The sequence below is a fragment of the Maribacter sp. 1_2014MBL_MicDiv genome (assembly GCF_001865655.1).
Lineage (GTDB): Bacteria > Bacteroidota > Bacteroidia > Flavobacteriales > Flavobacteriaceae > Maribacter > Maribacter dokdonensis.
In genome coordinates, this window is record NZ_CP011318.1 from 3216407 (window position 1) to 3241123 (window position 24717).

Sequence of the window (24717 nt, forward strand, 5' to 3'; positions counted from 1 at the left end):
ACAGTAATTACCCATGGTCAAGGGCACATATAACAAATTATCCTTTATTTTTGCCAAAAATTTAGTTTGGGAAAGATCCTTGCAATTGATTACGGAGAAAAACGTATTGGGCTGGCAGTTACCGATGATATGAAAATGATAGCTTTTGGTTTAACTACTATTGCTACATCTGAAATATTTGAATATTTAGCTGACTATATACCTAATGAAAACGTAGATACCATAGTTGTGGGCGAACCTAAACAAATGGATAATACCGCTTCTGAATCTGAAGTACATATTGCTCCTTTTTTAGTGAAGTTGGCAGGGAAATTTCCTAAGGTGGCCATTAAAAGACATGATGAGCGCTTTACCTCTAAAATGGCTTTTCAGACCATGTTGGATAGCGGATTAAAGAAAAAACAAAGAAAGAACAAAGCATTGATAGATGAGATCAGTGCAACCATTATATTACAAGACTTTTTAAAAACAGTTTAAATGATATTACCCATTATTGCCTACGGTGATCCCGTATTAAGAAAAGTTGCGGATGATATAGATAAAGATTATCCAAAACTGAATGAATTGATTGCCAACATGTGGGACACCATGTACAATGCTAGTGGCGTAGGTCTTGCGGCTCCTCAAATTGGGCTCCCAATACGTATATTCTTGGTAGATTCAACACCATTTAGTGGTGATGAGGATTTAACACCGGAAGAACAAAAGCAATTGGACGGATTCAAACGCGTATTCATAAATGCGACTATTGAAGAAGAAACTGGTGAAGAATGGGCTTTTAACGAAGGTTGTTTAAGTATACCGGATGTTCGTGAAGATGTTCGCAGAAAGGAAACTATTAAGATCAGTTATTTAGACGAAAATTTTAAAGAACATGTAGAAACGTATAGTGGTCTTTTGGCACGTGTAATTCAACATGAGTATGATCATATTGAAGGAGTACTGTTTACCGATAAATTGTCTTCTTTAAAGAAAAGAATGATTAAGGGCAGATTGGCCAATATTTCAAAAGGAAAAATCAGTGTTGAATATAGAATGAAATTTCCGTCATTAAAAAAAGGACGTTAAAATCATATCATAATTAATAGAAAAGTATAATATTTGTCGACTAAAATTTTAAAAGAGTATATGGGGTTAGAGAAGATTTTATCCGTTGCAGGAAAACCAGGTTTATATAAATTAATTACCCAAACTAGAACAGGATTTGTGGCGGAGTCCTTGTTAGATGGAAAAAGAATTACGGTAAGCTTACGTAGCAGCGTTAGTGTTTTGTCTGAAATTGCCATTTACACACTTGAAGAGGAAGTGCCTTTAAGAGATGTATTCAAAAAAATACAAGAAAAAGAAGATGGTGGTAAAACATCTATTGGGCATAAAGAAGAGAAGATCAAATTAGAAGAATACTTCTTTGAAGTATTACCTAACTACGATGAGGATCGCGTTTATGTTAGTGACATTAAAAAGGTAATCCAATGGTACAATATATTGGTAGATAATAAAATCACCGATTTTTCTAGCGAAGAGGTTGCCAACGAAGAAGCTTCTGAGGAGGAATAACCTTTATTGTTATAATAAATAAAAAAGCCTTGGTCTCAACGATCAAGGCTTTTTTAATGGACTATTAATCTTTAGTCTTTTTCTATGGTTTCATAGGTATATTCACTTTTCTTCCAATCAATTAGAGCAGAAGGATAGTACTTAACGTCCATACGATCTAAAAATGGAGCTTGGTCTGCCAGTCTTACTTTATAGTTTTCCCAATTTCTGTTTTCCTTTATACTCCAACTAAGTTCAGAATAGCCAATAATTCTAGGAAAAGCCAAATACTCTAGCTCATCAATATTACTAATGGTTTCTGACCAAAGAGGCGCTTCTACACCTAAAATATTTTCTAACGGAATACCATATTCTTCTGGTGTCCAAATGTATGCGGTATCTACCGGTATATATGCTGCCCAGTGCAACCCGAATTTAGAAAGGGTATCATACTCCATATCCAAGTATGCTTTCTTTGCAGGGGACACTATAATTTGCATGCCTTTGTCAACTGCTTTTTTAGCATTTTCCTCACTGGCCCACCATTGTGAAATTGAGGTTGAATCTACATCTGCAATGGCAACTTCATCCCATCCGATCATTCGTTTGCCATGTTTTTGAACTATTTTTTCTACCTTATTTATAAAGTGTATGTAATCCTTCTTTTTAGTTACATGGCTTTCATCTCCACCTACATGAAAGTATGGACCAGGCGTAATGGCAGCAATTTCTTCTACTACATCATCTATAAATGCATACACGGTATCTTTTCTTGTGTCAAACGTGCTAAAACCAACACGCATACCTTCGTACAGTTTAGGTGTTTTTCCGTTTCCGTTTAAAAAAGGATATGAAACCGAAGCGGCATTGGTATGGCCCGGCATATCAATCTCTGGTATAATGGTCATATACCTTTCCGCTGCATAACGCACAATTTCCTTATAATCTTCTTGAGTATAAAATCCTCCTGCTTCGCCACCAACTTCAGTGCTTCCGCCAATTTCTGTAAGCTTGGGCCAAGATTTTATTTCTATACGCCAACCTTGGTCATCACTAAGGTGTAAGTGAAGAACGTTTATCTTGTAATATGATAATAGGTCTATATATTTCTTTACATCATCTACACTAAAAAAATGTCTTGCAACATCTAACATAGAACCTCGGTAGGCAAAATTTGGGTTATCAATTATTTTACCCGATGGTACTGGCCATATTTTCTGTGGAGCCAAAGTGTCATTACTTTTAAGCGGCACCAATTGTCTTAAGGTTTGTATACCTCTAAACGCACCTTCTGCGGTATTGGAGTTTATGATGATAGAATCTTGGTTAATATATAATTGGTAGGCTTCTGGTGTTTCTAAATCGGTACTGTCACTTTGGTTGATGTAGATTACACGTTCTACCGTGTTAGAACCTTCACTATTTACGGGTATACTCAGGTTAATTTTGTCTTTTAATTTAGTAGCTAAGAACGTACCAACCTCTTCAAAGCCAGTTGCATTTTTAGAAGTGTATATTGCCGTAAATTGATCTAATGCAAATGCAGAATTTGTAGGTATGGTTTTTAAAGGTTTGGGTATTAGACTAACTTTAGATAAATCAGTGCTAGGCATTGCAATTCGTTCTTTCTTCTTCTCTGCACAAGCAAAGAATAATAGCATTAAACTTGTGAAAAATAGACTTCGAATACAAAAGGTTTTCATTTTGTTGAATAATTAAGGTTGGTTTACTAAATCTTTCATGGCTGCATACCAAATATCATAACCTTTTTGGTTCATATGTAAACCGTCTTCAATAAAAATATCGGTTTTTAGTTTTCGTTTGTTCAACATAGGTTTCCATACATCTACATAGAACAAATTTGGGTCGTCTTGGGTAAAACGTTCCATTTTTCTATTCAACCTTTTATATTTTCCTCGAATTTTCCAACGGCTAATACTTGGTTTTGCCGATATTAATATAACTTGTGTTGAGGAGTTTTTTGCTTTTATTCGACGGATGATATCTGCGGTAGTATCAAGAACATCAGCAGGTCTTTTTTTAGCCCACAAATCATTATCACCTTCATATATAAATACCTTTTTAGGGTTGTAAGATAATATCAGTTCATCTATAAAGTATAAAAGGTCAGATGCTTGTGATCCTCCAAAACCACTATTGATGATTTGATGATCGGGAAACTCCTCTTGTAATTTTCTCCATAGGCGTACGCTTGAACTACCTGTGAATACAATGGTCTCTTTACTGGAATCCCAAATACTGTCATACTTGGCGGTGATGTCCTTTACCTCTTTTGTGAATACATTTTCTACTTGCCCAAAACTGGTTAAGGAAACAAAAAAAATAAGAACAGTAAGTGTTCTTATTTTTTTTATGGTTTTAAGGTTGAGTTGTTGTTGAGACATACTTTTTTATTTATTAATGGTTTCTGTGAATTTTTCAGTTAGTGCCCATTGGTAAACCTGTGATATCCAATTATCCGATGCTAAATTTTGGGTTTTCATCCCAAATCCATGTCCACCTTTAGAATACATATGCATAGCGGTATTTTTGCCATTTGTTAACCATGCGGAATATAAGTCGGCACTTGGTTTAGCTAATCCTAAAGGATCATCAGATGCACAAATTACCAACATAGGCGGCGCATCTTGCGGTACACTATATTCCCCTAAAACTGTCATCCAAGGATAAACTGGTACTATGAAGTTTGGTCTGTTGTTTTCCGTTGCATTAAATGTAACTCCCATGGTAACGGCCCCGCCAGCGGAGAAACCCATAAAGCCAATTTTATTGGGGTCCAATTTCATATTACTAGCATTGGTTCTTACATATGTAATGGCAGAAAGCCCATCCGCAATAGATAAAGGTAAAACGGGCGTTACCCTTTCACCTATTTTAGCCGGGTTGGTTGCTCCTTCATCGGTAATCTCCTTTATACCATCAATACCGGTAGGTACTAACCTATATTTTAAAACAAAAGCAGTGATACCTTTTTTATTCAACCACTTTGCAACTTGTCTACCTTCGCTTTCAATACTTAGGCCGTAAAGTCCGCCACCTGGTGCAACAATGACACTGGTGCCGTTTGGTTGGTCAGCTTCAAATACCTCTAATCGTGGTACGGCAACATTGGTGATAACTTCGTTTTCCCAAATATCAGAATAGTATTCTCTTTCTGCCGTTGACCAGGTTACATCGGCATTTTTTTCAAAGGGCAGATCTACCATCTTTTGTGCAAGTACATTCATGGAGATAAAAATACAGGTAACTAAAATAATTTTCTTCATAATATATTTTTTATTGCAATGTTTCAATAAGGATGAATAGTAATGCGGCTAGTACTCCGCCAATTATAGGACCTACAATAGGTACCCATGCATAGCCCCAATCACTTTTCCCTTTATTTTTAATGGGCAAAATGGAATGTAATAATCTTGGTCCAAAATCACGGGCAGGATTTATAGCATATCCCGTAGGGCCTCCTAATCCAAAACCTATACCCATTACCAATAAGGCTACTGGTAGGGCATCTAATGAACCTAAAGAAACCGGACTATCGCCTACAGTTCCACCGGCAATATAAAATACACCGAATACTAAGGCGAATGCACCTATGATTTCTGTAACCATATTCCAAAACGGACTTCTAATGGCGGGCGATGTAGAAAAGGTGGCTAAAATAGCACTTGTATCTTCTGTTGCTTCATATTGTTTTTTATAATTGAGCCATACCAAAAAATTTCCCATCATTGCCCCTAAAATTTGAGCTAGGATATAGCCAGGTGCCAATGACCATGAAAATTTACCGGCTACGGCCAAACCAATAGTGACAGCTGGGTTTAAATGGGCACCGCTGGTATCTGCGGAAACAAAAACACCAATAAAAACGGCTATACCCCAAGCTAGGGATATTCCTGTCCAGCCAGAATCGCTTCCTTTGGTACCTTTTAAAACTAAATTGGCAACAATACCATTTCCTATTAAAATGAGTAATGCGGTTCCAATAAATTCAAAAATATATGTTATCATAGTTTGGTTGGATTTTAAGTCGTTTAAGATAATTAAAATCGAGGAATTATAAATTTTTAAATCCTTTTATTGAATATATGATAATATAAGGTCATTGTAAATGCGTTTTTTACATGAGACCTTTAATTGCTGATCAATGTGTTTGATTTATTTAATTAGGTTTTGGGCAAATAATCAAATGTAATCTCTCCTTTTAGAATTATTGCAGCTTATATGTTTCAATAGCCGTATTCAGCTATTACCTAACACCTTTCACATTCATTTTTAGAGTGTAAATAGCACCCATTGCCGTAATGAATAGTATGTTTTGGTCCTTACCTCCAAAAGTGATATTGGCCGTCCAGTTTTCGTTTATAGGAATATGATGTATTTGTTCGCCTTTCTTGTTAAAAACAGTAACACCATCACCTGTAAGGTATATATTGCCTTTATTGTCAATGGTCATGCCATCTGAACCCATATTGGTGAAAAGTTTTTTACCTGTTAGGGTTCCATTAGGTTGTATGGTGTAAGCATATGTTTTTTTATCCCCAATATCAGCAACGTAAAGTGTTTTACCATCTGGAGTACCTATGATACCATTGGGCTGAACAAAACCAGAAGCTATAATAGATACCTCTTTTCCATCTGGAGATATGTAATACACATTCTTTTCTGAAATTTCTGCCTTAGTTCTTGTCCAGTATTCTCTTTGGTAATAGGGGTCGGTAAAATAGATACCACCTTTTAAATCTACCCAAATATCATTAGGACCATTAAGTTTTTTATTTTCAAAAGAAGTTAATAGGGTATCAACATTTCCGTTACTGTCAATTCTCCATAGTTCATTATTTTCGTCTGCAGCAGCCAATAAATTTCCGTCATGGTCAAAATATAGACCGTTGGCCCTGCCCGAAGGTTCTTTGAATATACTTACCGAATTGTCATTTGCATGCCACTTAATTATTTTATCATTTGGTTGATCGGTAAAATAAACATTGCCATCTTTATCTGAGGCCGGACCCTCTGTAAAACTGTATGTACTATCTACTTTAACGAGCAACGCATCGTCTGCTATTATAGATGAATGTTGGGCTTTACAAGAGAATACAAGAATGCCTAAGGCAAGAGAACTGATTATGGTATACTTGGTTTTCATGTGTGAAGCTTATAGATTCTTTAAATAATTCATATTATACTGCATGCTTTCTATAGGTGTGCTACTATATTCTTCTTGTTCAATGTAAATATGTTCAACACCAGATAATTCTTTTAACTCAAGCATTAAAGGTATGTCAAGCACTCCTTTACCAAATTCAGTACTTACTTTTTCATGCATATTCATATCCTTCAAATGCCATAACGGAAACCTGCCCGGGTATTTTTTAAAATAATGTAAGGGGTCTTTATCGGCAACAACCACCCAACCCAAATCAAGTTCCATATGCACTAAATCCTTTTGGGTATTATCCATAAGAACATCATAAAGAATCTCTCCTTTTTCAGATTCAAATTCATATTCATGATTATGATAGCCAAATTTTAAACCTTGCCTTTTACATGCTTCACCAGCGATATTGAACTTTTCAGCAACCCTTTTGTAATTATCTATAGTTTGTCCTTTAGAAGTTAACGACGAACAAATCAAATATTCCTGTCCAGATGCTACTGCATCTGCTATAGTTCGTTCAAATTTATCATCTAAATGTACATGGCCACTGGTAAGTGTCATGCCCAATGCTTTACAGGTTTCTCCCATTTCCACAGGTGATAAACCATAGTAATAGCCTTTATTTGACCCTGCACTTTCAATTTCCTTAAAACCTAAGTTTGCAATTGTTTCCAAGGCTTTTTTAGGATTTTTCAACATGGCTTCTCTAAATGAATAAAGCTGTACGCCGTATATTGAATTTTTAGGAAATGCTAAATTAAGCTGAGGCGTTAAAAGGGTGGCAGCACTGAACAGACCTGCCCGTTTAAGAAAATTTCTGCGTGTTTTCATAGGTGTGATAATCTATTGTTGTTAGTTGTTGTTTTAGCAATTGTAATTTCATTTGTAATGGTTGCATGAGTAGTGCAAATGATGATAACTACTTATGATTTTAAATGTACGAAAACAAAACAGGATTTTTAGCGAGAGAATCTATGGTTGCTTACTTTTGTGAAAACCGCATTCATGAACAATAGAAAGGAACAATTACAGGCACTTGATCGATTATTGACTATCATGGACGAATTACGGGAGCAATGCCCTTGGGATAAAAAGCAGACCATGCAATCCCTTAGACATTTGACCATAGAAGAAACCTATGAGTTGGGTGATGCCATTTTAGATAATGACCTTAATGAGGTGAAAATGGAATTGGGAGATGTACTGTTGCATATTATATTCTATTCAAAAATTGGGTCTGAAACCAATGATTTTGATATAGCTGATGTAGCTAATGCCATTTGCGATAAATTGGTGAATAGACACCCACACATTTACGGAGACGTTAAGGTGTTAAATGAAGATGACGTTAAAAGAAATTGGGAGCAGATCAAGTTAAAAGAAGGTAAGAAAAGTGTATTGGAAGGGGTTCCAAGGAGTTTGCCGGCTCTAGTGAAAGCAAATAGAATACAAGACAAGGTAGCGGGAGTAGGGTTTGATTGGGAAGAACCACAACAAGTTTTTGAAAAGGTACAGGAAGAATTAGGAGAGCTTCAAGAAGAGGTGCAAAAAGGTGATCTTGAAAAGATCGAAGCTGAATTTGGTGACGTACTTTTTTCAATGATCAATTACGCTAGATTTTTGGGGGTTAATCCAGAAAATGCGCTGGAAAGAACCAATAAGAAATTTATTAAGCGTTTTCAATATTTAGAAAATAGCGCAAAGGAAATAGGCAAGGATATGAAAGATATGACCTTAGAGGAAATGGATATCTATTGGAATAAAGCTAAGACCTATGAGTAATTTTTAGTTATTAAGTTCAACGTCCATGATTTTCTCTAGATCTCTATGTTTTATAGGTTTTATGAAATAATTTGAGATTTCAGGAAAGCTCTTTGCTATTTCTACATCTTCTGCGTTTATAGATGAGGTTAACATGACAATTTTAATTTTCTTATTTATTTTGGACGCTACTTGTTGAAAGTCCCTAATAAAATCGAAACCGTTTAAAATAGGCATGTGAAGGTCAAGAAAAATTACATCGGGTAAATCTTCAATGGCATTAACGTTATCCTGTATGAATTTTAAGGGCTGTAAAGAATCTGGAAAGTCAACAATTCTACTTGCGGATAATTGTTTTAAATAACGTTTCATTACATATTTAGATATATCGTCATCGTCTATAATCCAAATTAATGGGTCTTGGGACATAATTAATGGTAATTGGTGTGTTAGGTGTATATAACGAATCGCTAATGCATAATAGTATCTTTTGTGTTAGTTGAATAGCGAATAGGTCAAATTTTAACTTATTTCCCTAGTAGGATTTTCAATCAATTTTTTGATTTAAATTAATGATTTTGAGTGTTTTATAATAATTTGTTCTAACTTTTGAATGGTTAATTTAATTTTAATTTATTGTAAAATTTATTTGTTACCCACCATCTTGTATGCTGATGGATTAGAGCAACTAGTGCTGTAAAATTCAATGATTTTAACTGGCTGAAAGCAAAAAAATATTGTTCAATTAGCGGTACCTTTGTTAAAAATTAGATTCAGTTTTGTTAAAGAACTACACGAAGGAATTTCGATATAACATTAAGCTTTCTGTTCCGGTAATTTTAGGAATGTTGGGTCACACCTTTGTACAGTTGGCAGACAATATTATGGTTGGTCAATTGGGCACAGCGGAATTGGCTGCGGTATCTTTGGGTAATAGTTTTGTTTTTATTGCCATGTCATTAGGTATTGGTTTTTCAACCGCAATTACACCTTTAGTAGCTGAAGCAGATGGAGCAGGTAATAAAGAAAATGCCAAAAGCGCCCTAAAACATGGTCTTGTTTTATGTACTGTTTTGGGGTTGTCATTGTTTGGTTTAATTCTATTGTCAAAACCAATTATGTATGCCATGAAACAACCATTGGAAGTGGTTGAGTTGGCATTGCCCTATTTAGATTTAGTAGCATTTTCTTTGGTACCCCTTATTGTTTTCCAAGCATTTAAGCAGTTTTCAGAGGGGCTTTCTCAAACTAAATACCCAATGTATGCTACTATTATTGCCAATGTCATAAATATAGTTTTGAACTACCTATTGATTTTTGGCAATTTTGGATTTCCAGAAATGGGAATTGTTGGTGCTGCCGTAGGCACTTTGGTATCAAGATTCTTTATGGTTCTCTACTTATGGTTCATCCTAAAAACAAAAGAAAAGTTCAAGTATTACGTCACTAAATTCAATTTTGCCAATTTGGAGAAGACGGTAATGCAAAAAATTGTAGAGTTAGGTTTTCCATCTGCCTTACAAATGTTTTTTGAGGTAGGTATATTTACCTCTGCTATTTGGTTAAGTGGGGTTTTGGGTAAAAATGCCCAAGCGGCAAACCAAATTGCACTTAATTTAAGCAGCATGACCTTTATGTTTGGAATGGGGTTTGGGGTAACTGCAATGATTAGGGTTGGTAATCAAAAGGGTTTGGCTAATTTTAAAGAATTACGACGTATTGCCCAGTCTATTTTCTTATTGACATTTTTGCTGGAAATTGTATTTGCCGCATTGTTCTTGATAGGTAGACACTGGTTTCCATCTTTATATTTAGATATTGATGATATGACCAATTTTGCGGATAATACAGAAGTATTGATCATTGCCGCAGAGTTGTTATTGGTAGCCGCTTTCTTTCAAATTTCAGATGGGGTACAAGTGGTAGTTTTAGGTGCTTTACGTGGTTTGCAAGATGTAAAGGTCCCTACATTGATTACATTTATATCTTATTGGATTATTGGCTTTCCGGTGAGTTATTATCTATGTCTTCATACTGATTTAAGAAGTACGGGAATTTGGGTAGGATTGCTCACAGGGCTTACGGCATCAGCTATTATGTTGTATCTTCGATTTAATTATTTAACTAAAAAACTAATTGCTACTTAAGAACGTATTTTTATTCTGTAGCAGTTTATATTCAACTTATAGACCAGATTTTTATGGAATTTCCAAAATTTTTATTGGGCGATAATACTGATTATCCAACGGCAATTTTTGTTGTGCATACCGAGTTTCCTCGATTTATAATCAATCTTGAAAATGATGAGGTAGAATGGCTTGAAGAATTCTCCAAGGAAGATGAAAAAGAGTTGGAAGACGAAGCTGAAAATTTAATTGAGGCCGCAACTGCTTTTTACGATCGCGAAGTTTCAAGGTACGAAGATTAACTACTATGCTTGAAGAGCTTTTACAGTTAGATCAAGATTTCTTTTTATACCTCAACGGACTAGGTAATAAGAATTGGGACAATTTTTTTCAGTTTGTTTCCAACAAATTCAGTGCTATACCACTTTACCTTTTTTTGCTCATTCTTTCCTTTCAGAAATATGGGACCAAGAAGACTTTGGTGCTTTTGTTTACTGTGGCCCTTTTAATTACGGTTACTGATCAATTGGGTAACTTCTTTAAGTATGGGGTGGCAAGGCTAAGACCTTGCCATGATCCGGAGATAGCTCCTTACATGAGACTGGTAAAGAGTTATTGTGGTGGCAAATTCGGGTATTTTTCGGCTCATGCCTCTAACTCTTTTGCTTTAGCAGTTTTTTTTGGTAGTATTCTTAAATCAAGTGTAAGGTATTTGGGTGTGTTTTTGGTGTTGTGGACTGCTTTGGTCGCGTATAGCCGTGTATACATTGGCGTTCATTTTCCTTTGGATATTTTGACAGGGGCTTTTATAGGCTCTTTGTTCGGCTGGTTGTTTGTAAAGTTATTTATATTTGCACTTCGCAAATTCTCCCTATGATATCTAATCTAAGGTACTGGTTTTTAATTGTTTTAGTTTTTTTGGTATACGTTGCAGGTATGTTTGTAACGTTATTTGAAAATGATTCCGCCCAATTTTCTGTAATGGCCATGAGAATGGTGCAGGAAAGTGATTTTTTTAGCCTTTTTAAAGGACCGGAAGAGTATTTGGATAAACCGCACATGCATTACTGGTTGGCAGCTCTTTCCTATAAGATCTTTGGTATACATGAGTGGTCTTACAGAATTCCTGGAATATTGGCCACCTTATTGGCAGCCTATAGTTGTTATGGTTTAGGGAGTTTACTATATAATAAAAATGTAGGTAAACTTTCTGCTTTGATATTTATGACTGCACAGACGATCGTACTTGGGGCAATTGACGTGCGTACCGATGCAGTTTTAACGGGCTTTAGTATTCTAGCTATATGGCAACTAGCCACATATATAGAGAAAGGTAGCGCAAGGGCTATAATTATTGGAGCGTTTGCGGCCGGTATTGCCTTCTCTACCAAAGGTCAAATAGCGTTATTGGTTATTGGTCTGCCCATCTTATGTCATTTGTTTTACACAGGAAAATGGAAGGCTTTTATAAGCTATAAGGTATTAGTGGCGCTATTGGTTTTTGCAGTGACGATAACTCCAATGTTGTATGCTTACTATCTTCAGTTCGATTTGCATCCGGAAAAAGTTATTCGTGGTAAGGCTAACCGAAGTGGCTTATTCTTTATTTTTTGGGAACAGAGTTTTGAAAGGTTAAGCGGTGAAGGCATTGGAAAGAATAGCAGTGATTACTTTTTCTTTTTTCACACATTTTTATGGGTGTTTCTACCATGGACTATTTTGGGTATTGTTGCCTTTTATAGTAAAATAAGAACATTCATCGGTCAAAAATTTAAGTATGCAAATGGGTCGGAATTTTTAACCATAGGTGGTATAACCTTAATATTCATAATCATCAGTTTTGCCCAGTTTAAACTTCCTCATTATTTAAATATTACAATCCCGTTATTCGCTGTAATTACCGCGACATATATTAATAAACTATATACTGTTAGTAATACAAAGACTGTAAAATATTTAATGATCGGGCAATATTTTGTTTTAAGTATTGTCTTTATTGCTTCAGCTTTAATTTGCTTCTATGTGTTTAAGTTACGTAGTATGGTGGCTTATTTCTTTTTACTGGTTGCGGTAATTATTATTGTGTACTATGCCCTTAAAAGAGAAGGTGTTTTTATGAAACTGGTTACCATTTCAGTATGCGCTTCGTTATTGCTGAATGCCGTTTTAAACTTGCATTTTTATCCTAATTTATTAGACTATCAAGCCGGTTCATCAATGTCAAAAATTATAGCGGAAAAGAATATTCCTGTAGATCGAATTTTTAAGGTAGGTAAGGAACATACGTGGTCATTAGATTTTTACAATCGTTATCCTGTTCAAATTACGTCTCCAGAAATGTTGAAGAACAAAAAAGACATATGGGTCTACGTAAATGATGAGGAAATGGCCAACTTACAGGAACAAGGTTTTGATTGGGATTCGCAACTTTCTGTAGATCAGTTTAGAATTACTCGTTTGCAAGGTAAATTCTTAAACCCTAATACGCGTAAAAAGGTGACACGTAAAATGCACTTGTTACATATTTACTAAACCTCTTTTGTTTGTTGTTTAGGTGTTTCTATTACCCGCAATTTAATTTTTTTGAAGTGATACCATACCCCAATTAAAGATACCAAGGCGGTAATTAAAAAGAAAAGCACACTAACACTTACAGATACATTTTGATCAAGCTCTAAGAACTTAGCTCCGTAAAAAAAGGTCACTTCTCTACTGCCAATACCACCTAAGGTTAATGGTACTACCGCTACGATAGACGAAATCAAGAAAATAATGAGATATGATATTTGATCGGTATCAATATGAAGAGCTAAAAGAATACACCAAATACTTATTAATTGTGCAAGTTGTACCAGCGCTGATAATACTGTTGATTTCCAAAATATGGGTAGTACATAATTGAAGAATTTTTTATTCAGAAGCCAAAAAATAACAACAGAAAATGGTATGGCAGTAAAGAATATCCAATGATAACCTGTTAATAGTTTGTTATCCAGAATACCAAGCAGCAAACATGCATAGATAAATAATAGTAGTAAGCCTCCTAGACGGTCTAGTACAAGTATGCTTACGATCCTTTTGGTCTTAACTTCAAATGTTTTTTTTAGGATATACCCTTTGTATGCATCACCACCTATACCACCAGGTAAAAATAGGTTATAGAACATACCTAATAGATACAGCTTAAAGTTGCTCTTGTAGGTAAGCATAATTTGCAAGCGATGAAAGTAAAGATTTAATCTTACTGCGGCTACAAGCTTAGAGATGACAAAGAATAGTAAGCCCAGTAATAAGTAAATTAAATTACTGGTGGACAGAATACTCTTTATTTCACTTACATTGATTTTAGTGAAAATAAAATAGATTAAAACGGCACTGATCAGTACTTTTAATACGGTAGTTACTTTCTTATTTAACTTGGCCACCTACGCTTACTTTTTTAATGCGGTACGGTCTTTTGTTCTGAGATTCATAATAGGTTCTGATCAATAATTCCATAACAATACCTATTGTAAACAATTGAATACCTGCAAAAATGAACATCATACCTACTGTTAATAAAGGTCTTGTACCAATATCTTCGCCCAAGCCGAACTTAACGATCAATAGATATATATTAATAAAAACACCAATAATAATCATTAATGAACCAGAAATACCGAATAGGTGAATTGGACGTTGAAAGTATTTGCGAATAAATAGTAACAGCATCATATCTGCAACTACTTTAAATACACGTTCCAACCCATATTTAGAAACCCCTGCATTACGTGCATGGTGTTTTACGGGTACTTGCTTTATCTGTCCTCCTTCAAGAAATGCCAATAGGGTTATAAACCTGTGCATTTCTCCATAAAGATTTAAATCCTTGGCAATATCTCTTGTAAAAACCTTCAAGGCACAACCATTGTCCTTGATATCTAGTTTGGTAACACGCCGAACCAAGAAATTGGCAATTTTAGAGGGTATTTTCTTAACTAGAGAGTCTTTTCTTTTTTGACGAATACCGGTAACAACATCATACTCGCCACTTACGGCATAGGTTAGCATTTGGGGAATATCAGAAGGGTCATTTTGCAAATCCCCATCCATAGTAATGATATATTCTCCTTCGGCATAATCTATACCTGCTGCCAACGCCAAACTTTGTCCGTAATTTTTCTTTAGTTCTATAAGATGCACCTTGTCATCTTTTAAATCTTTTACTACTTTCTTGGTTTTGTCTTTTGAAAAATCATCAACGTAAATGATTTGATAGTCATAACCTACCAAACTTTCGTGAATTTTTTGGGTTAAAAGAGTAACATTATCTTCCTCATTATATAAAGGAACAACTACCGAAAGTAGAGAAGTGGTAACAGGCTGCATTGGGTTGTTTTTGAAATCAATGCAAAGTTATGTTTTTTAAACTAAAGAAGGTCTACTGTAACACCAGTAACGCTTTAGGGAATTTAATGGGATTTTAAAGCCTTTAAGAGCTTTTCTGCAGCTAAGAAGGGTGATGAATTTCCGTTAATGACTTCATTTTTTAATTGTGGTAGTAATTCCATAGTCTTTGGGTGACGATAAAACTCTGATAATAATTCTTGTTCCAAATACTGAATGAGCCAATTTTCATTTTGTCTCCTACGGTTGTTTAGAAAGTGACCAGAAGCTTTCATGGTATTACAATAGGTAACTATTAATTCCCAAATTTCATGTAAGCCTTTAAGTTCAATGGCAGAACAGGTCAATACTTCTGGAGACCAGCCATTTTCTTTGGGTGGAAACATATGTAGCGCCCTTGTAAATTCTATTTTTGCCAGTTTTGCACGTTGAATGTTGTCTCCGTCGGCTTTTGTGATTACTATGGCATCGGCCATTTCAATAATTCCTCTTTTTATACCCTGTAGTTCATCACCCGCACCAGCTATTTTTAATAATAAAAAGAAATCTACCATGTCATGAACTGCCGTTTCGCTTTGTCCTACCCCAATGGTTTCTATTAAAATACAGTCGTATCCAGCGGCTTCAAGTATTACGATACTTTCCCTGGTCTTTCTTGTGACACCGCCTAATGATGAACCAGATGCAGATGGTCTTATATACGCATTGGGATTTTTAACCAATTCTTGCATACGTGTTTTATCTCCAAGAATGCTTCCTTTGGTTCTTCTGCTTGACGGGTCTATGGTCAATACGGCAACTTTTTTACCCGTGGAGGTAATCAGATCTCCAAATTGCTCAATAAATGTGCTTTTACCGGCGCCAGGTACACCGGTAATACCAATTCTTATGGAATCTTGTTTTTTTGATATACACCCGCTAATTATCGCATTGGCAATTAAACGATGCTGAGGCTTCGTGCTTTCTACAATAGTAATAGCCTTACTAACTATGGCAACATTATTTGCATAGATACCTTCAAGAATTTCAGATGTCGTAAGGTTGGCTAAATTCATGGCAACGGCTTCTATTGTGTAATTGTAACGTAAATGTACTATTTGTAAATGGGAATCATGATTTTGGTAGTATCCCAGGCTAAGTCCAAATAATCTTGCTGCTGTATCCCTTCTTTCAAATGCTCAAAATCAATGGAGAAATTTTCTACAGGATTTTCTAATGTTTTTACCGGGACTTCAACCGTTAAATAATCAAATCGTGGATCATGTGTGGTTTGGTTACCATCTACCCGGGTTACTCCCCAATCTGGTATTTGAGTATTGAATATAACTTTCCAACTATTCCGGTTAGGTACCGTCCATAATGAATATTTACCCGCTTGTAATGTTTTATCAATTATTTTAATGTTTTGGGTAGTAGAAAAGGTGGTAGGTTCATTTGCCCCGGTTCGCCAAACTTTACCAAACGGTACTAGGTCTCCAAAAATAATTCGTCCTTTTTTGGACGGGCTGGAATATTCAACCTCTAAAGAACTTCCTTTTAATTCTAGTTGTGCGGTTTTAGCGGGGCTAAACTTTTTAGCCTCTTGGTGTATGTAAGGTATGATTACCAAATAAACAAGTGCCACAATAAGGGCTATAACAATGAAAATTCTCTTTATTAGCTTCATTTATTACCAGTAATTCTATACACGAAATTTAACTTTTCTTACCTAAATCAAACTTAAAGATAGAAATGTTGTTGTATAGATCACCAGGCCTTAAGAGGCTTTTAGGAAAATCTGGTTGATTTGGTGCATCTGGGTAGTTTTGTGTCTCGAAACATATACCAGGGAAATCATCTGGAGTATAGACCACCAAAGCTGGCTGATTGGTGTATACCTTCATGGTAATGCCCGAACTTTTAGAATGTAGTTCTGCTACCTTTTCATTACCAATATCTTTCACATAAATAGTATCAAACCTTTGTAGACCTATTTTTTTAGGTAAAAGAAAATCGTACTCGGTTTTACGAACTGGAACAATATTTCCCGTTGGCAGCAAATTCTCTTGTGTTTCTAATCTATAAGGACAGTTGAGCTGTAGTTCGTACTCATCTATGTACGGATTTTTATCTAATTTAAAATAGGAATGATTGGTAAGGTTTATAACCGTACTTCTATCCGTCATTCCCTCATAAATGACTTGCAAGGCATTATTCATAAGTTTATAGGTAACACTAACGGTTAAATTACCTGGGTAGCCTTCTTCTAAATGCTTGCTGTTATAGGTAAGTTTTACAAATGGTTTATCGCTATGGTCCACTTCATCTATGTTCCAATATTTTTGATGAAACCCTTCTTTACCTCCATGTAAGTGTACACCGTCTTCTTGATACAGGTCATATCTTGCTCGGTCTATTACAAAACCACCATTAGAAATTCTACCTGCGTAACGCCCAACACTGGCACCTAACACATGATCATCTAATCTATATCTGCTTGGATGATTGTAGCCTACAACTACATTGGTGAATTCGCCATCATCTCCTTTAACAAGTAATTTTTGAATGGTTGCGCCATAATCTAAAACCATTAGGGTCAAATAGGCATTGGAAATTGTAACTTGTTTCAAAGGAAAATTTTAATAGTGTAGTGTAAAAATAAAAATTTTTGCCACATTCTATTTTTTATACCGTCCTTAATATAACAACAACCAAAAACCAATTTAATTAACCGATGTTTCAAAGCAATGTCGTAGAGAAATGTAAAGCGAACGACCGGGCTGCCCAGTTGCAATTATATAGAAAATATTGTGACGGTATGTTTGTGGTAGCAAACCGCTTTGTAAAGAACGCGGATGATGCTGAAGATGTCTTACAGGAATCTTTTATTAAGGCATTTCAAAAAATTCATCAATACAAAGGTGAGGTAACTTTTGGCGCTTGGTTAAAAAGAATAGTGGTAAATAAAAGTATAGACTTTTTAAAATCAAAAAAAGATAAGGTCTCCATTGATGAACAGGATATGCAGGTAGTTGCAGAAGATGATAATTGGAACGTATCTGCTGTAATTAGTATTGATGAGGTAAGGTTGGCTATTGATCAATTACAGGAAAAATATAAATATGTGGTACTCATGTTCTTGGTTGAAGGGTATGATCATCAAGAAATTGCAGAAGTATTGAATATTTCATCCTCTGCTTGCAGAACAAGATTGTCAAGGGGAAAAAATCAATTAAAGGAATTATTAAAAGAAAAGAATTATGGAACAGGATCTTAGGGAAATGTTCAAAAAAGATAGGGAGAAGCAAAAACATGCCATAAAACCAGGTCATGAAGAACGGTTTTTAAAGAAATTGGAAGAATCTATTCCATCAAATAAAACAACAAAATGGGGTTGGTTGCACATTGCGGCATCTGTTGTTGTACTGGTTAGTTTGTCATTGGGATTTTGGTTTTTAAGCGGAAATGATGAAAGTACAGTAACGGTTGTGCAAAATGATAAAGAGGTAAAGCAGAAAACCGAATTCACATTTGGTGATCTATCTCCAGATTTAAAAAAAGTAGAGAATTATTATGTGGCGAACATAAATTTGGAATTAGCTAAGCTAGAGGTTTCTCCAGATACCAAAGGTCTTATAGATAGTTTTATGGAGCAGCTAAATAATTTGAACCTAGAATATAAAACCTTAAATAAAGAATTAAAAGAATTGGGTCCTAATGATCAAACCATTACGGCGCTTATAGAGAATTTACAGTTACGCTTACAATTATTACAGAAATTAAAAAGAAAGTTGAACGAATTAAAATTATCAAAAAATGAACAGATCAATGACACTAGTATCTAAGCAACTCATCATTGCATTAGGTCTTTTAACCTCTGCCGGCTCTTTTTCGCAAGCAGAAAGTAAAACTTTTCAAGAAAGATTTATCGTAGCAGAAGATGCTGTGGTAAATATCAATACCAGCTATGCTGATATTGAATTTGAAACTTGGGACAAGGATGAGGTGGCCATCACGGCCACCATTACCTTGGCAGGTGCTTCTACAGAAGAAGCGAAAGACTATTTTGAAAATAGTCCTATTGAAATTTTAGGCAACAGCAAAGAGGTTAAAATTTCCTCTAAGTCCAAAAACAACGATTTTTTTGCAAGTTTTGATTCAAAGACCTTTTTTGACCATAACGATATGCACATAGAGGTGCCCGAAATTGCATCGTTTGTAGTTAGTGTACCACAAATTGCACCTTTTCCAGAAATGCCACCTTTACCACAGACCGAAGCTTTTATATTCGATTATGAAGCATATCAAGAAGATGGTGAAAAGTACATGAAAAAATGGCAAAAGAACTTTGAGAAAAGTTTTGATAAAAAACATCAAAAACGGTTGGAAGAGTGGGCTGAGCACATGGAGGAGAAAAGTGAGGCAATGGATAAAAGAATGGAGGAATACAATCAAAGGCGTGAGGAATTGATGGAGAAGAGAGAGGAAGTTTTGCAAGAGAGACAAGAGAAAATGGAAGAGAGGCGAGAAAAAATGGAAGAGAGACGAGAAAAAATACAAGAAGAAAGAGAAGAACGTAGAATGTTGATCAATTCAGGTGAAGGTTCTCCAAATATATTCTATTATTCATCCGAAGGAAAACAAAAGAATTTTAAGATTAAAAAGACCATTAAGATCAGTTTGCCAAAGTCTACCAGAATAAAAATGGATGTACGTCATGGTGAGGTGAAATTAGCTGAGAATACCAAAAACTTGAATGCGAACCTTTCGCATTCAAGCCTTTGGGCAGTAACAATTGATGGTGAAGACACTTCTGTTTCTGCTGCTTATACACCGGTAAATGTAAAAAAATGGAATGTTGGCCAATTGAATACATCCTATTCTGAAGAGATTTCATTGTCAGAGGTTGTAAAATTGCAGTTGCAAGCAACATCATCTGAAGTAACGATAGATAAGTTGATGAACAATGCATTTATTAAAAACAATTTTGGAGCAATACATATCCTTGAACTAAGCAATGATTTGGAAGAGCTTGATATCAGTGTGAAAAACGGAGAACTTAACGTTAAGTTACCTAAAGTAGCCACTAACATTTATGTAAAAGGTAATTCGTCAACGCTAAAATTGCCTTCGCAGGTAAACGTAGTAGAAACTAAAAATGGATCTACAGTAGTAAATAAGGGATATCACTTAAAAAACAATAGTGGTCGCTCTATACTAATAACATCTGATTATAGTGAAGTAGTGTTACAGTAGTTATTTAAATAATTCCAATGTGCCAAATACATTGGCATCAATCCAACCTGCATTTTTATTCTCTCCAGGTACAAAGACAGATCCTATTAAATTTTCTCGTTTTTTGCTATTATCGTTATCGGCATAGGCAATAGCAAAACCTATTCTTTTTCCTTCGCTCAAAACAACCGGTTTTACAGTAGGCTTATCATTAAATATGCTAGGGTATACCTTTACGTGCATTTCCCAATATGTGGTATTACCTTCTGTTTGGTGCTTAGAGATTACATGATCATTATATAGCGTTGGTTTTTCATTTACACCTAAGTCTACCACATTACCATCCAAGGCAACATGATAGGTAAATGCATTATGATTAAATCTATGTTGACCACCTGAATTGTCTTCATCAACGTAAACAATTACGCAATCATCATTCCACCATAATTTTAAAGGGTCTTCGGTTTGCTCTAATAAGGTATCATCCACTATCTCCAGTAAAATATAAAGTCCGTCTTCGTTCCAGGCCATTTTATATTTACCGTTATAATCATCATGGTCAAAAGGACCGCCGATCCAATTTTGGTCTATAGGTTGCCATTCTAACAAATTCCAATAATTCTCTATAGGTCTACCGTCTAGTGTAGGAGCTTCTTTAATATAGGAGACGGGAGTTATTTGAGTGTTTTTTTTGCTTTTGCCATCAGAACACGAAGTAATGCATAGTAGAAGTAAAAAATAAATAGTCCATTTCATAATACTGGTTTGGAATCTATAATTTAAACACACTATTCTCTTAATTATTGTAAGATTAATAGTACTTCAATATCTGGGGCATGATAAAATAAAATTAAACGAACCTAATTGTTTTCAATGTTAACTCTTACAGTATTAGATTTTTATTGTTTGTTCCCAAATAAAAAAGCGCTCCTAATGGAGCGCTAATCTATTCGTGCTATACATGGTTCTTAATGTGTATTCTCCTTTAGATAATCTCCAAAGTTAGCTTTAAACCTATTTAATCTAGGTATGGAAACATTTCTGATGTAAGAATTGTTAGGATTATTCTTTTCATAATCTTGGTGATACGATTCTGCTTTGTAGAAAACGGTATATGGTGTTACCTCTGTGGTTATAGGATCATTATCATATACTTTATTGTCTACTAGGGCCTGAATGTAGCTTTCAATAATTTTCTTTTCGTCTTCATTTTTATAAAAGGCAATAGAGCGATATTGTCTTCCACGATCTGGTCCCTGTCTGTTCAACTGAGTAGGATCATGAGATCCAAAGAACACCTGTACCAATTGAGTGAATGAAATTACCTTTGGGTCATAGTATACTTTGACAGCTTCGGCATGGTCCGTTTTGCCATAGCCAACTTCTTCATACGTTGGGTTTTTCTGTTCTCCGCCGGCGTATCCAGATACAACTTCCTTTACACCTTTTACACTTTCAAAAATAGCCTCTACACACCAAAAACAACCACTGGCAAAATAGGCGGTTTCGTATTTGCTTAATTGTTGTGGACTCAATTTAACCTCTTCATACATTTCTTCCTGCTGCGTCTCTTTGGCTGGTGTGTTTTCGGAAATTGTATTTTTTTTATTCTTGGACTGGCAACTAGTAGCAATTAAGCTTGCACCGGCCAATAAAACGATTTGTAATAATTTCATATTTCTTTTTCTTTTGCAATTTGTTGCATAATTTACAAAGTACTTACGAGGTAAACGGTTAAAATATGTTAACGAGATACTAAGATGGCATATTTTTGAAAAATGAACGAACTGCAAAAGGTACTTGATTCTTATTCTTTACATAATATAGGTATATTGGATAGCACAATACCAATAAATAAATATATACCTCTGGATCTATCCAAATCTAACGAAGCGTTGCTAGATGTGGACATTACAAATCCTGTTACCTGTCAATCATATATTGATACTGTGGTAAAGAGTAAGGATGGTATAGTTGCCTATGGGGGTTATTTAGAAGAACGAAATCTATATGCGGATAAAGATGGGTTCTCTGCAGCTCATAAACCCAAGCGCAATATACATTTGGGAATAGATTTTTGGACCAATGCAGGTACTAAGGTCTTAGCTCCCATAGATGGCAAGGTGCATAGTTTTAAGAACAATAATATAGTCGGTGATTATGGACCTACCATAATATTGGAGCATACCTTACGTCATATTACTTTTTATACATTATATGGTCATTTATCTATAGAATCATTAACCGGTTTGTTTAAAGGAAAAGTATTTAAGGCAGGTGAAACCTTGGCAAAGTTGGGAACACCTGATATTAATGTGAATTATGCACCTCACCTTCATTTTCAAATAATAAAAGATTTAGAAGGTAATGAAGGTGATTACCCTGGCGTTTGCGCATTGGAAAACTTACAACACTATAAATTCAATTGTCCAAACCCCAATTATTTATTGAAAATAAAAGGTAGTTCTTAAAAGAACATTCTTTACTCCTTTTAAAACAAGCTCACATGGTCTTATATGTAGCATTTTTGTAATACAAGAATAGAAATAGATTAAAAATTGTAAGAAAAAACCTATTAAATCGATAAACTGCACAAATTTGGCGATTATCTGTTTAAAATTTTGTAGGAAAAAGGACTACAAAAAATGGTGATACATCGAATAAGTGCCCTTTCATCGTAAAAACTATACCTCTTGTCGAATGGGAAATACGTTTACTTAGGGTTAGTTGGTTATCAATAGACCAAATTTACCTACTTTATTATGCGTACTATTATTTTTTTATTCCTTGTTATCTGTTTGGGAACCCAGTCCCAAGCACAAGAGAAGTCACCAAACACAAAAGTGCAGACTATTGTTATGCCAATGGCGGATATAACAGTAAAGTCTGATGTAAACACTCAGGGTTTTCAAACAGCTGCAAGGTTTTTTAAAGTGAAGAATGCAAGAGTTAAGCAAGCCTTACTTTTTAAACCAAGAGTAAGAACAATGTCTTTTGCCTAATTTAATTCTTCGACTGCAGCATCTTTGGTTACCTCTGATACACTTGCAGGTAGCACAATGGTTTTTAAAATTTTCCAAACATTATTTGTAACTATTCTTTGACCTTCAGCGGTAGGATGAATTCCGTCCTCTAGATTTAAGCTTGGGTCGCCAGCTACTCCTTCTAACAAAAACGGAATTAAGTAAATATTGTTAGATTCTGCTAATGCCGGATACATAGCTTTAAATTGAGAAGCATAGTCAGTTCCCATATTTGGTGGTATCTGCATGCCCGCCAACACAATCTTGGTATCAGGATTTTTATCTTTTACCATATCGATCATTTCTTGAAGATTGTTCATGGTCTCGGCAATGGGTATTCCGCGCAAACCGTCGTTAGCACCTAGTTCAAGAACAAAAATGTCTACAGGCTGGTTCAATACCCAGTCTAACCTGTTTAAACCGCCAGATGTGGTTTCTCCACTTAAGCCAGAGTTAATGACCTTGTAGTCTAAACCTAATGAATCTAATTTTTGCTGTATTCTATTGGGAAATCCCTCCTTTACATCCAAACCATAAGCTGCGGTAAGGCTATTTCCATAAAACAAAATGACTTTGTCATCAGTAGAAACCTCTTCCTTTTTAGCCGTATTTTCTACCTCTGTTTGCGTTTCAGATGGTTTTTTTTCGGTAGTTTCTCCGCATCCAACGAACAACAGTAGCACTAAAAAATAACGAAACTTTAATACTTTCAACATAGTCTTAACTTATTAGATTCCAAATCATTTGTTTATTTTGCTCTCTTGTACCAAAATGATTTATGACAAAGATATTAAACGTACGTAATCTAAAGAAAACGTATAACAGCGGATCAAGAAATTTGACGGTAATTGATGACATTTCCTTTTCAATTGATGAAGGGGATACTTTTGCAATTGTAGGTCCGTCGGGAAGTGGAAAAAACAACTTTGCTAGGTTTATGTGCAGGTTTAGATGAAATAAATGAGGGTACAATAGAACTTTGCGGACAAGACCTAAGTGCTTTAAATGAAGATCAGCGAGCTTTGTTGCGCAATGAAAAAGTTGGTTTCATATTTCAAGATTTTCAACTACTGCCCACTTTAACAGCTTTGGAGAACGTGAGCGTTCCTTTGGAATTACAAGGAGAAAAAAACGCAAGTAAAGATGCTATGGATCTTTTGGCTAAAGTTGGTTTGGCAGGTAGGCATGATCATTATCCATCACAGCTTTCTGGTGGTGAGCAACAACGGGTAGCTCTTGCCAGGGCTTTTTCAAATAAACCATCTATTTTATTTGCAGATGAACCTACCGGTAATTTAGATGAAGAAACCGGTGAAAAGGTAATTAAACTATTATTTGACCTGAATAAGGAAATGGGTACAACTCTGGTCATTGTAACCCATGATCTTGAATTAGCTAATTTAAATAAACGTGTCTTACGACTTAAAGGGGGCAAAATAGTCATCAACGAAACTACATCCATATCTTGAGCGAATTTCAAAGAACATCTAAG

Annotated in this window: 28 protein-coding genes and 1 pseudogene; 14 read left to right on the forward strand and 15 right to left on the reverse strand. The window is 35.2% G+C overall.

Annotated features, from left to right (window positions below; genetic code table 11):
- The first annotated feature begins 66 nt into the window (after positions 1 to 66).
- The 3 genes from ruvX to YQ22_RS13555 are packed head-to-tail and all read left to right on the forward strand — an operon-like array spanning position 67 to position 1557.
- Positions 67 to 477 (forward strand): Holliday junction resolvase RuvX, encoded by a 411-nt coding sequence (gene ruvX / locus YQ22_RS13545; RefSeq protein WP_071341610.1) that lies wholly within the window; start codon positions 67 to 69, stop codon positions 475 to 477.
- Positions 478 to 1068: a peptide deformylase gene (gene def / locus YQ22_RS13550; protein WP_058103515.1), complete on the forward strand. Its 591-nt coding sequence runs from the start codon at positions 478 to 480 to the stop codon at positions 1066 to 1068.
- A 60-nt stretch (positions 1069 to 1128) separates the two neighbouring features.
- The gene (locus YQ22_RS13555) at positions 1129 to 1557 is read left to right on the forward strand and encodes a DUF5606 family protein (protein WP_071341611.1); all 429 of its coding nucleotides are present in this window, start codon (positions 1129 to 1131) and stop codon (positions 1555 to 1557) included.
- 71 nt (positions 1558 to 1628) lie between these two features.
- Here YQ22_RS13555 and YQ22_RS13560 read toward each other — a convergent pair whose 3' ends face one another.
- From YQ22_RS13560 to YQ22_RS13585, 6 genes are all read right to left on the reverse strand, one after another.
- Positions 1629 to 3239 carry a family 20 glycosylhydrolase gene (locus YQ22_RS13560; RefSeq protein ID WP_071341612.1) on the reverse strand — a complete coding sequence of 537 codons (1611 nt, stop codon included), beginning with the start codon at positions 3237 to 3239 and terminating at the stop codon, positions 1629 to 1631.
- Positions 3240 to 3251: 12 nt separating this feature from the next.
- The gene (locus YQ22_RS13565) at positions 3252 to 3941 is read right to left on the reverse strand and encodes an SGNH/GDSL hydrolase family protein (RefSeq protein WP_071341613.1); all 690 of its coding nucleotides are present in this window, start codon (positions 3939 to 3941) and stop codon (positions 3252 to 3254) included.
- Between the two features lie 6 nt (positions 3942 to 3947).
- Positions 3948 to 4823: an alpha/beta hydrolase gene (locus YQ22_RS13570; protein ID WP_071341614.1), complete on the reverse strand. Its 876-nt coding sequence runs from the start codon at positions 4821 to 4823 to the stop codon at positions 3948 to 3950.
- 10 nt (positions 4824 to 4833) lie between these two features.
- On the reverse strand, positions 4834 to 5595 hold the full coding sequence (locus YQ22_RS13575; protein ID WP_257786216.1) for an MIP/aquaporin family protein: 762 nt from the start codon (positions 5593 to 5595) through the stop codon (positions 4834 to 4836).
- A gap of 208 nt (positions 5596 to 5803) precedes the next feature.
- Entirely contained in the window at positions 5804 to 6703 is a 900-nt protein-coding gene (locus YQ22_RS13580; RefSeq protein ID WP_071341616.1) for an SMP-30/gluconolactonase/LRE family protein, read from the reverse strand.
- A 9-nt stretch (positions 6704 to 6712) separates the two neighbouring features.
- Positions 6713 to 7546 (reverse strand): sugar phosphate isomerase/epimerase family protein, encoded by an 834-nt coding sequence (locus tag YQ22_RS13585; RefSeq protein WP_071341617.1) that lies wholly within the window; start codon positions 7544 to 7546, stop codon positions 6713 to 6715.
- A gap of 174 nt (positions 7547 to 7720) precedes the next feature.
- Here YQ22_RS13585 and mazG point away from each other — a divergent pair, with 174 nt between their 5' ends.
- Positions 7721 to 8497 (forward strand): nucleoside triphosphate pyrophosphohydrolase, encoded by a 777-nt coding sequence (gene mazG / locus YQ22_RS13590; protein ID WP_071341618.1) that lies wholly within the window; start codon positions 7721 to 7723, stop codon positions 8495 to 8497.
- Positions 8498 to 8500: 3 nt separating this feature from the next.
- On the opposite strand, the gene YQ22_RS13595 is transcribed toward mazG, so the two are convergent.
- Positions 8501 to 8905, reverse strand: a complete 405-nt coding sequence (locus tag YQ22_RS13595) for a response regulator (RefSeq protein ID WP_083414260.1) — start codon at positions 8903 to 8905, stop codon at positions 8501 to 8503.
- Between the two features lie 350 nt (positions 8906 to 9255).
- Here YQ22_RS13595 and YQ22_RS13600 point away from each other — a divergent pair, with 350 nt between their 5' ends.
- Genes YQ22_RS13600 through YQ22_RS13615 form a run of 4 tightly spaced genes read left to right on the forward strand, consistent with a single transcriptional unit; the run spans position 9256 to position 13134 of the window.
- Entirely contained in the window at positions 9256 to 10623 is a 1368-nt protein-coding gene (locus YQ22_RS13600; protein ID WP_071341620.1) for an MATE family efflux transporter, read from the forward strand.
- 53 nt (positions 10624 to 10676) lie between these two features.
- Complete coding sequence (locus tag YQ22_RS13605) at positions 10677 to 10904, forward strand: hypothetical protein (RefSeq protein WP_071341621.1); 228 nt, start codon at positions 10677 to 10679, stop codon at positions 10902 to 10904.
- 5 nt (positions 10905 to 10909) lie between these two features.
- On the forward strand, positions 10910 to 11479 hold the full coding sequence (locus YQ22_RS13610; RefSeq protein ID WP_071341622.1) for a phosphatase PAP2 family protein: 570 nt from the start codon (positions 10910 to 10912) through the stop codon (positions 11477 to 11479).
- Entirely contained in the window at positions 11476 to 13134 is a 1659-nt protein-coding gene (locus YQ22_RS13615) for an ArnT family glycosyltransferase (protein WP_071341623.1), read from the forward strand. The genes YQ22_RS13610 and YQ22_RS13615 overlap by 4 nt, the downstream gene beginning before the upstream one ends.
- Here YQ22_RS13615 and YQ22_RS13620 read toward each other — a convergent pair.
- The 5 genes from YQ22_RS13620 to YQ22_RS13640 form a co-directional block, all read right to left on the reverse strand.
- Positions 13131 to 14027 carry a lysylphosphatidylglycerol synthase transmembrane domain-containing protein gene (locus tag YQ22_RS13620; RefSeq protein ID WP_071341624.1) on the reverse strand — a complete coding sequence of 299 codons (897 nt, stop codon included), beginning with the start codon at positions 14025 to 14027 and terminating at the stop codon, positions 13131 to 13133. The genes YQ22_RS13615 and YQ22_RS13620 overlap by 4 nt on opposite strands.
- Positions 14011 to 14970, reverse strand: a complete 960-nt coding sequence (locus tag YQ22_RS13625; protein WP_071341625.1) for a glycosyltransferase family 2 protein — start codon at positions 14968 to 14970, stop codon at positions 14011 to 14013. Before YQ22_RS13625 ends, YQ22_RS13620 begins: the two co-directional genes overlap by 17 nt.
- Positions 14971 to 15053: 83 nt before the next feature.
- Positions 15054 to 16043, reverse strand: coding sequence for a methylmalonyl Co-A mutase-associated GTPase MeaB (gene meaB / locus YQ22_RS13630; protein WP_071341626.1), 990 nt, complete (start codon positions 16041 to 16043; stop codon positions 15054 to 15056).
- Positions 16044 to 16081: 38 nt separating this feature from the next.
- Positions 16082 to 16654 carry a DUF2911 domain-containing protein gene (locus YQ22_RS13635; protein ID WP_071341627.1) on the reverse strand — a complete coding sequence of 191 codons (573 nt, stop codon included), beginning with the start codon at positions 16652 to 16654 and terminating at the stop codon, positions 16082 to 16084.
- 28 nt (positions 16655 to 16682) lie between these two features.
- On the reverse strand, positions 16683 to 17597 hold the full coding sequence (locus tag YQ22_RS13640) for an aldose epimerase family protein (protein ID WP_071341628.1): 915 nt from the start codon (positions 17595 to 17597) through the stop codon (positions 16683 to 16685).
- 104 nt (positions 17598 to 17701) lie between these two features.
- On the opposite strand from YQ22_RS13640, the gene YQ22_RS13645 reads away from it, so the two are divergent.
- Genes YQ22_RS13645 through YQ22_RS13655 form a run of 3 tightly spaced genes read left to right on the forward strand, consistent with a single transcriptional unit; the run spans position 17702 to position 20223 of the window.
- Positions 17702 to 18244, forward strand: a complete 543-nt coding sequence (locus YQ22_RS13645; protein ID WP_071341629.1) for an RNA polymerase sigma factor — start codon at positions 17702 to 17704, stop codon at positions 18242 to 18244.
- A complete protein-coding gene (locus tag YQ22_RS13650) occupies positions 18228 to 18812 on the forward strand; it encodes a hypothetical protein (protein ID WP_071341630.1) in 585 nt (194 codons plus the stop codon). The genes YQ22_RS13645 and YQ22_RS13650 overlap by 17 nt, the downstream gene beginning before the upstream one ends.
- Entirely contained in the window at positions 18784 to 20223 is a 1440-nt protein-coding gene (locus tag YQ22_RS13655) for a hypothetical protein (protein WP_156894578.1), read from the forward strand. The genes YQ22_RS13650 and YQ22_RS13655 overlap by 29 nt, the downstream gene beginning before the upstream one ends.
- Here YQ22_RS13655 and YQ22_RS13660 read toward each other — a convergent pair whose 3' ends face one another.
- Positions 20224 to 20958 (reverse strand): sugar-binding protein, encoded by a 735-nt coding sequence (locus YQ22_RS13660; protein WP_071341632.1) that lies wholly within the window; start codon positions 20956 to 20958, stop codon positions 20224 to 20226.
- Between the two features lie 212 nt (positions 20959 to 21170).
- The gene (gene msrA / locus YQ22_RS13665; RefSeq protein WP_071341633.1) at positions 21171 to 21878 is read right to left on the reverse strand and encodes a peptide-methionine (S)-S-oxide reductase MsrA; all 708 of its coding nucleotides are present in this window, start codon (positions 21876 to 21878) and stop codon (positions 21171 to 21173) included.
- Between the two features lie 102 nt (positions 21879 to 21980).
- Here msrA and YQ22_RS13670 point away from each other — a divergent pair, with 102 nt between their 5' ends.
- Together YQ22_RS13670 and YQ22_RS13675 are read left to right on the forward strand one after the other, a co-directional pair.
- The gene (locus YQ22_RS13670; RefSeq protein ID WP_071341634.1) at positions 21981 to 22673 is read left to right on the forward strand and encodes a peptidoglycan DD-metalloendopeptidase family protein; all 693 of its coding nucleotides are present in this window, start codon (positions 21981 to 21983) and stop codon (positions 22671 to 22673) included.
- A 291-nt stretch (positions 22674 to 22964) separates the two neighbouring features.
- Positions 22965 to 23204: a hypothetical protein gene (locus tag YQ22_RS13675; protein ID WP_058103490.1), complete on the forward strand. Its 240-nt coding sequence runs from the start codon at positions 22965 to 22967 to the stop codon at positions 23202 to 23204.
- On the opposite strand, the gene YQ22_RS13680 is transcribed toward YQ22_RS13675, so the two are convergent.
- Entirely contained in the window at positions 23201 to 23941 is a 741-nt protein-coding gene (locus YQ22_RS13680) for an arylesterase (RefSeq protein ID WP_071341635.1), read from the reverse strand. The genes YQ22_RS13675 and YQ22_RS13680 overlap by 4 nt on opposite strands.
- 62 nt (positions 23942 to 24003) lie before the next feature.
- Between YQ22_RS13680 and YQ22_RS13685 the strand changes: the two are divergent.
- Positions 24004 to 24694, forward strand: a pseudogene (locus YQ22_RS13685) (ABC transporter ATP-binding protein).
- Positions 24695 to 24717 lie beyond the last annotated feature (23 nt).

Coding starts and splice junctions, on each gene's coding strand:
- def (WP_058103515.1), top strand. CDS start 478: ATGATATTACCCATTATTGCCTACGGTGATCCCGTATTAAGAAAAGTT.
- YQ22_RS13580 (WP_071341616.1), bottom strand. CDS start 6,703: ATGAAAACCAAGTATACCATAATCAGTTCTCTTGCCTTAGGCATTCTT.
- YQ22_RS13565 (WP_071341613.1), bottom strand. CDS start 3,941: ATGTCTCAACAACAACTCAACCTTAAAACCATAAAAAAAATAAGAACA.
- YQ22_RS13605 (WP_071341621.1), top strand. CDS start 10,677: ATGGAATTTCCAAAATTTTTATTGGGCGATAATACTGATTATCCAACG.
- YQ22_RS13570 (WP_071341614.1), bottom strand. CDS start 4,823: ATGAAGAAAATTATTTTAGTTACCTGTATTTTTATCTCCATGAATGTA.
- mazG (WP_071341618.1), top strand. CDS start 7,721: ATGAACAATAGAAAGGAACAATTACAGGCACTTGATCGATTATTGACT.
- YQ22_RS13645 (WP_071341629.1), top strand. CDS start 17,702: ATGTTTCAAAGCAATGTCGTAGAGAAATGTAAAGCGAACGACCGGGCT.
- YQ22_RS13555 (WP_071341611.1), top strand. CDS start 1,129: ATGGGGTTAGAGAAGATTTTATCCGTTGCAGGAAAACCAGGTTTATAT.
- YQ22_RS13625 (WP_071341625.1), bottom strand. CDS start 14,970: ATGCAGCCTGTTACCACTTCTCTACTTTCGGTAGTTGTTCCTTTATAT.
- YQ22_RS13660 (WP_071341632.1), bottom strand. CDS start 20,958: ATGAAATGGACTATTTATTTTTTACTTCTACTATGCATTACTTCGTGT.
- YQ22_RS13635 (WP_071341627.1), bottom strand. CDS start 16,654: ATGAAGCTAATAAAGAGAATTTTCATTGTTATAGCCCTTATTGTGGCA.
- YQ22_RS13675 (WP_058103490.1), top strand. CDS start 22,965: ATGCGTACTATTATTTTTTTATTCCTTGTTATCTGTTTGGGAACCCAG.
- YQ22_RS13650 (WP_071341630.1), top strand. CDS start 18,228: ATGGAACAGGATCTTAGGGAAATGTTCAAAAAAGATAGGGAGAAGCAA.
- YQ22_RS13670 (WP_071341634.1), top strand. CDS start 21,981: ATGAACGAACTGCAAAAGGTACTTGATTCTTATTCTTTACATAATATA.
- YQ22_RS13680 (WP_071341635.1), bottom strand. CDS start 23,941: ATGTTGAAAGTATTAAAGTTTCGTTATTTTTTAGTGCTACTGTTGTTC.
- YQ22_RS13610 (WP_071341622.1), top strand. CDS start 10,910: ATGCTTGAAGAGCTTTTACAGTTAGATCAAGATTTCTTTTTATACCTC.
- YQ22_RS13585 (WP_071341617.1), bottom strand. CDS start 7,546: ATGAAAACACGCAGAAATTTTCTTAAACGGGCAGGTCTGTTCAGTGCT.
- YQ22_RS13595 (WP_083414260.1), bottom strand. CDS start 8,905: ATGTCCCAAGACCCATTAATTTGGATTATAGACGATGACGATATATCT.
- YQ22_RS13615 (WP_071341623.1), top strand. CDS start 11,476: ATGATATCTAATCTAAGGTACTGGTTTTTAATTGTTTTAGTTTTTTTG.
- YQ22_RS13560 (WP_071341612.1), bottom strand. CDS start 3,239: ATGAAAACCTTTTGTATTCGAAGTCTATTTTTCACAAGTTTAATGCTA.
- meaB (WP_071341626.1), bottom strand. CDS start 16,043: ATGAATTTAGCCAACCTTACGACATCTGAAATTCTTGAAGGTATCTAT.
- msrA (WP_071341633.1), bottom strand. CDS start 21,878: ATGAAATTATTACAAATCGTTTTATTGGCCGGTGCAAGCTTAATTGCT.
- YQ22_RS13655 (WP_156894578.1), top strand. CDS start 18,784: ATGAACAGATCAATGACACTAGTATCTAAGCAACTCATCATTGCATTA.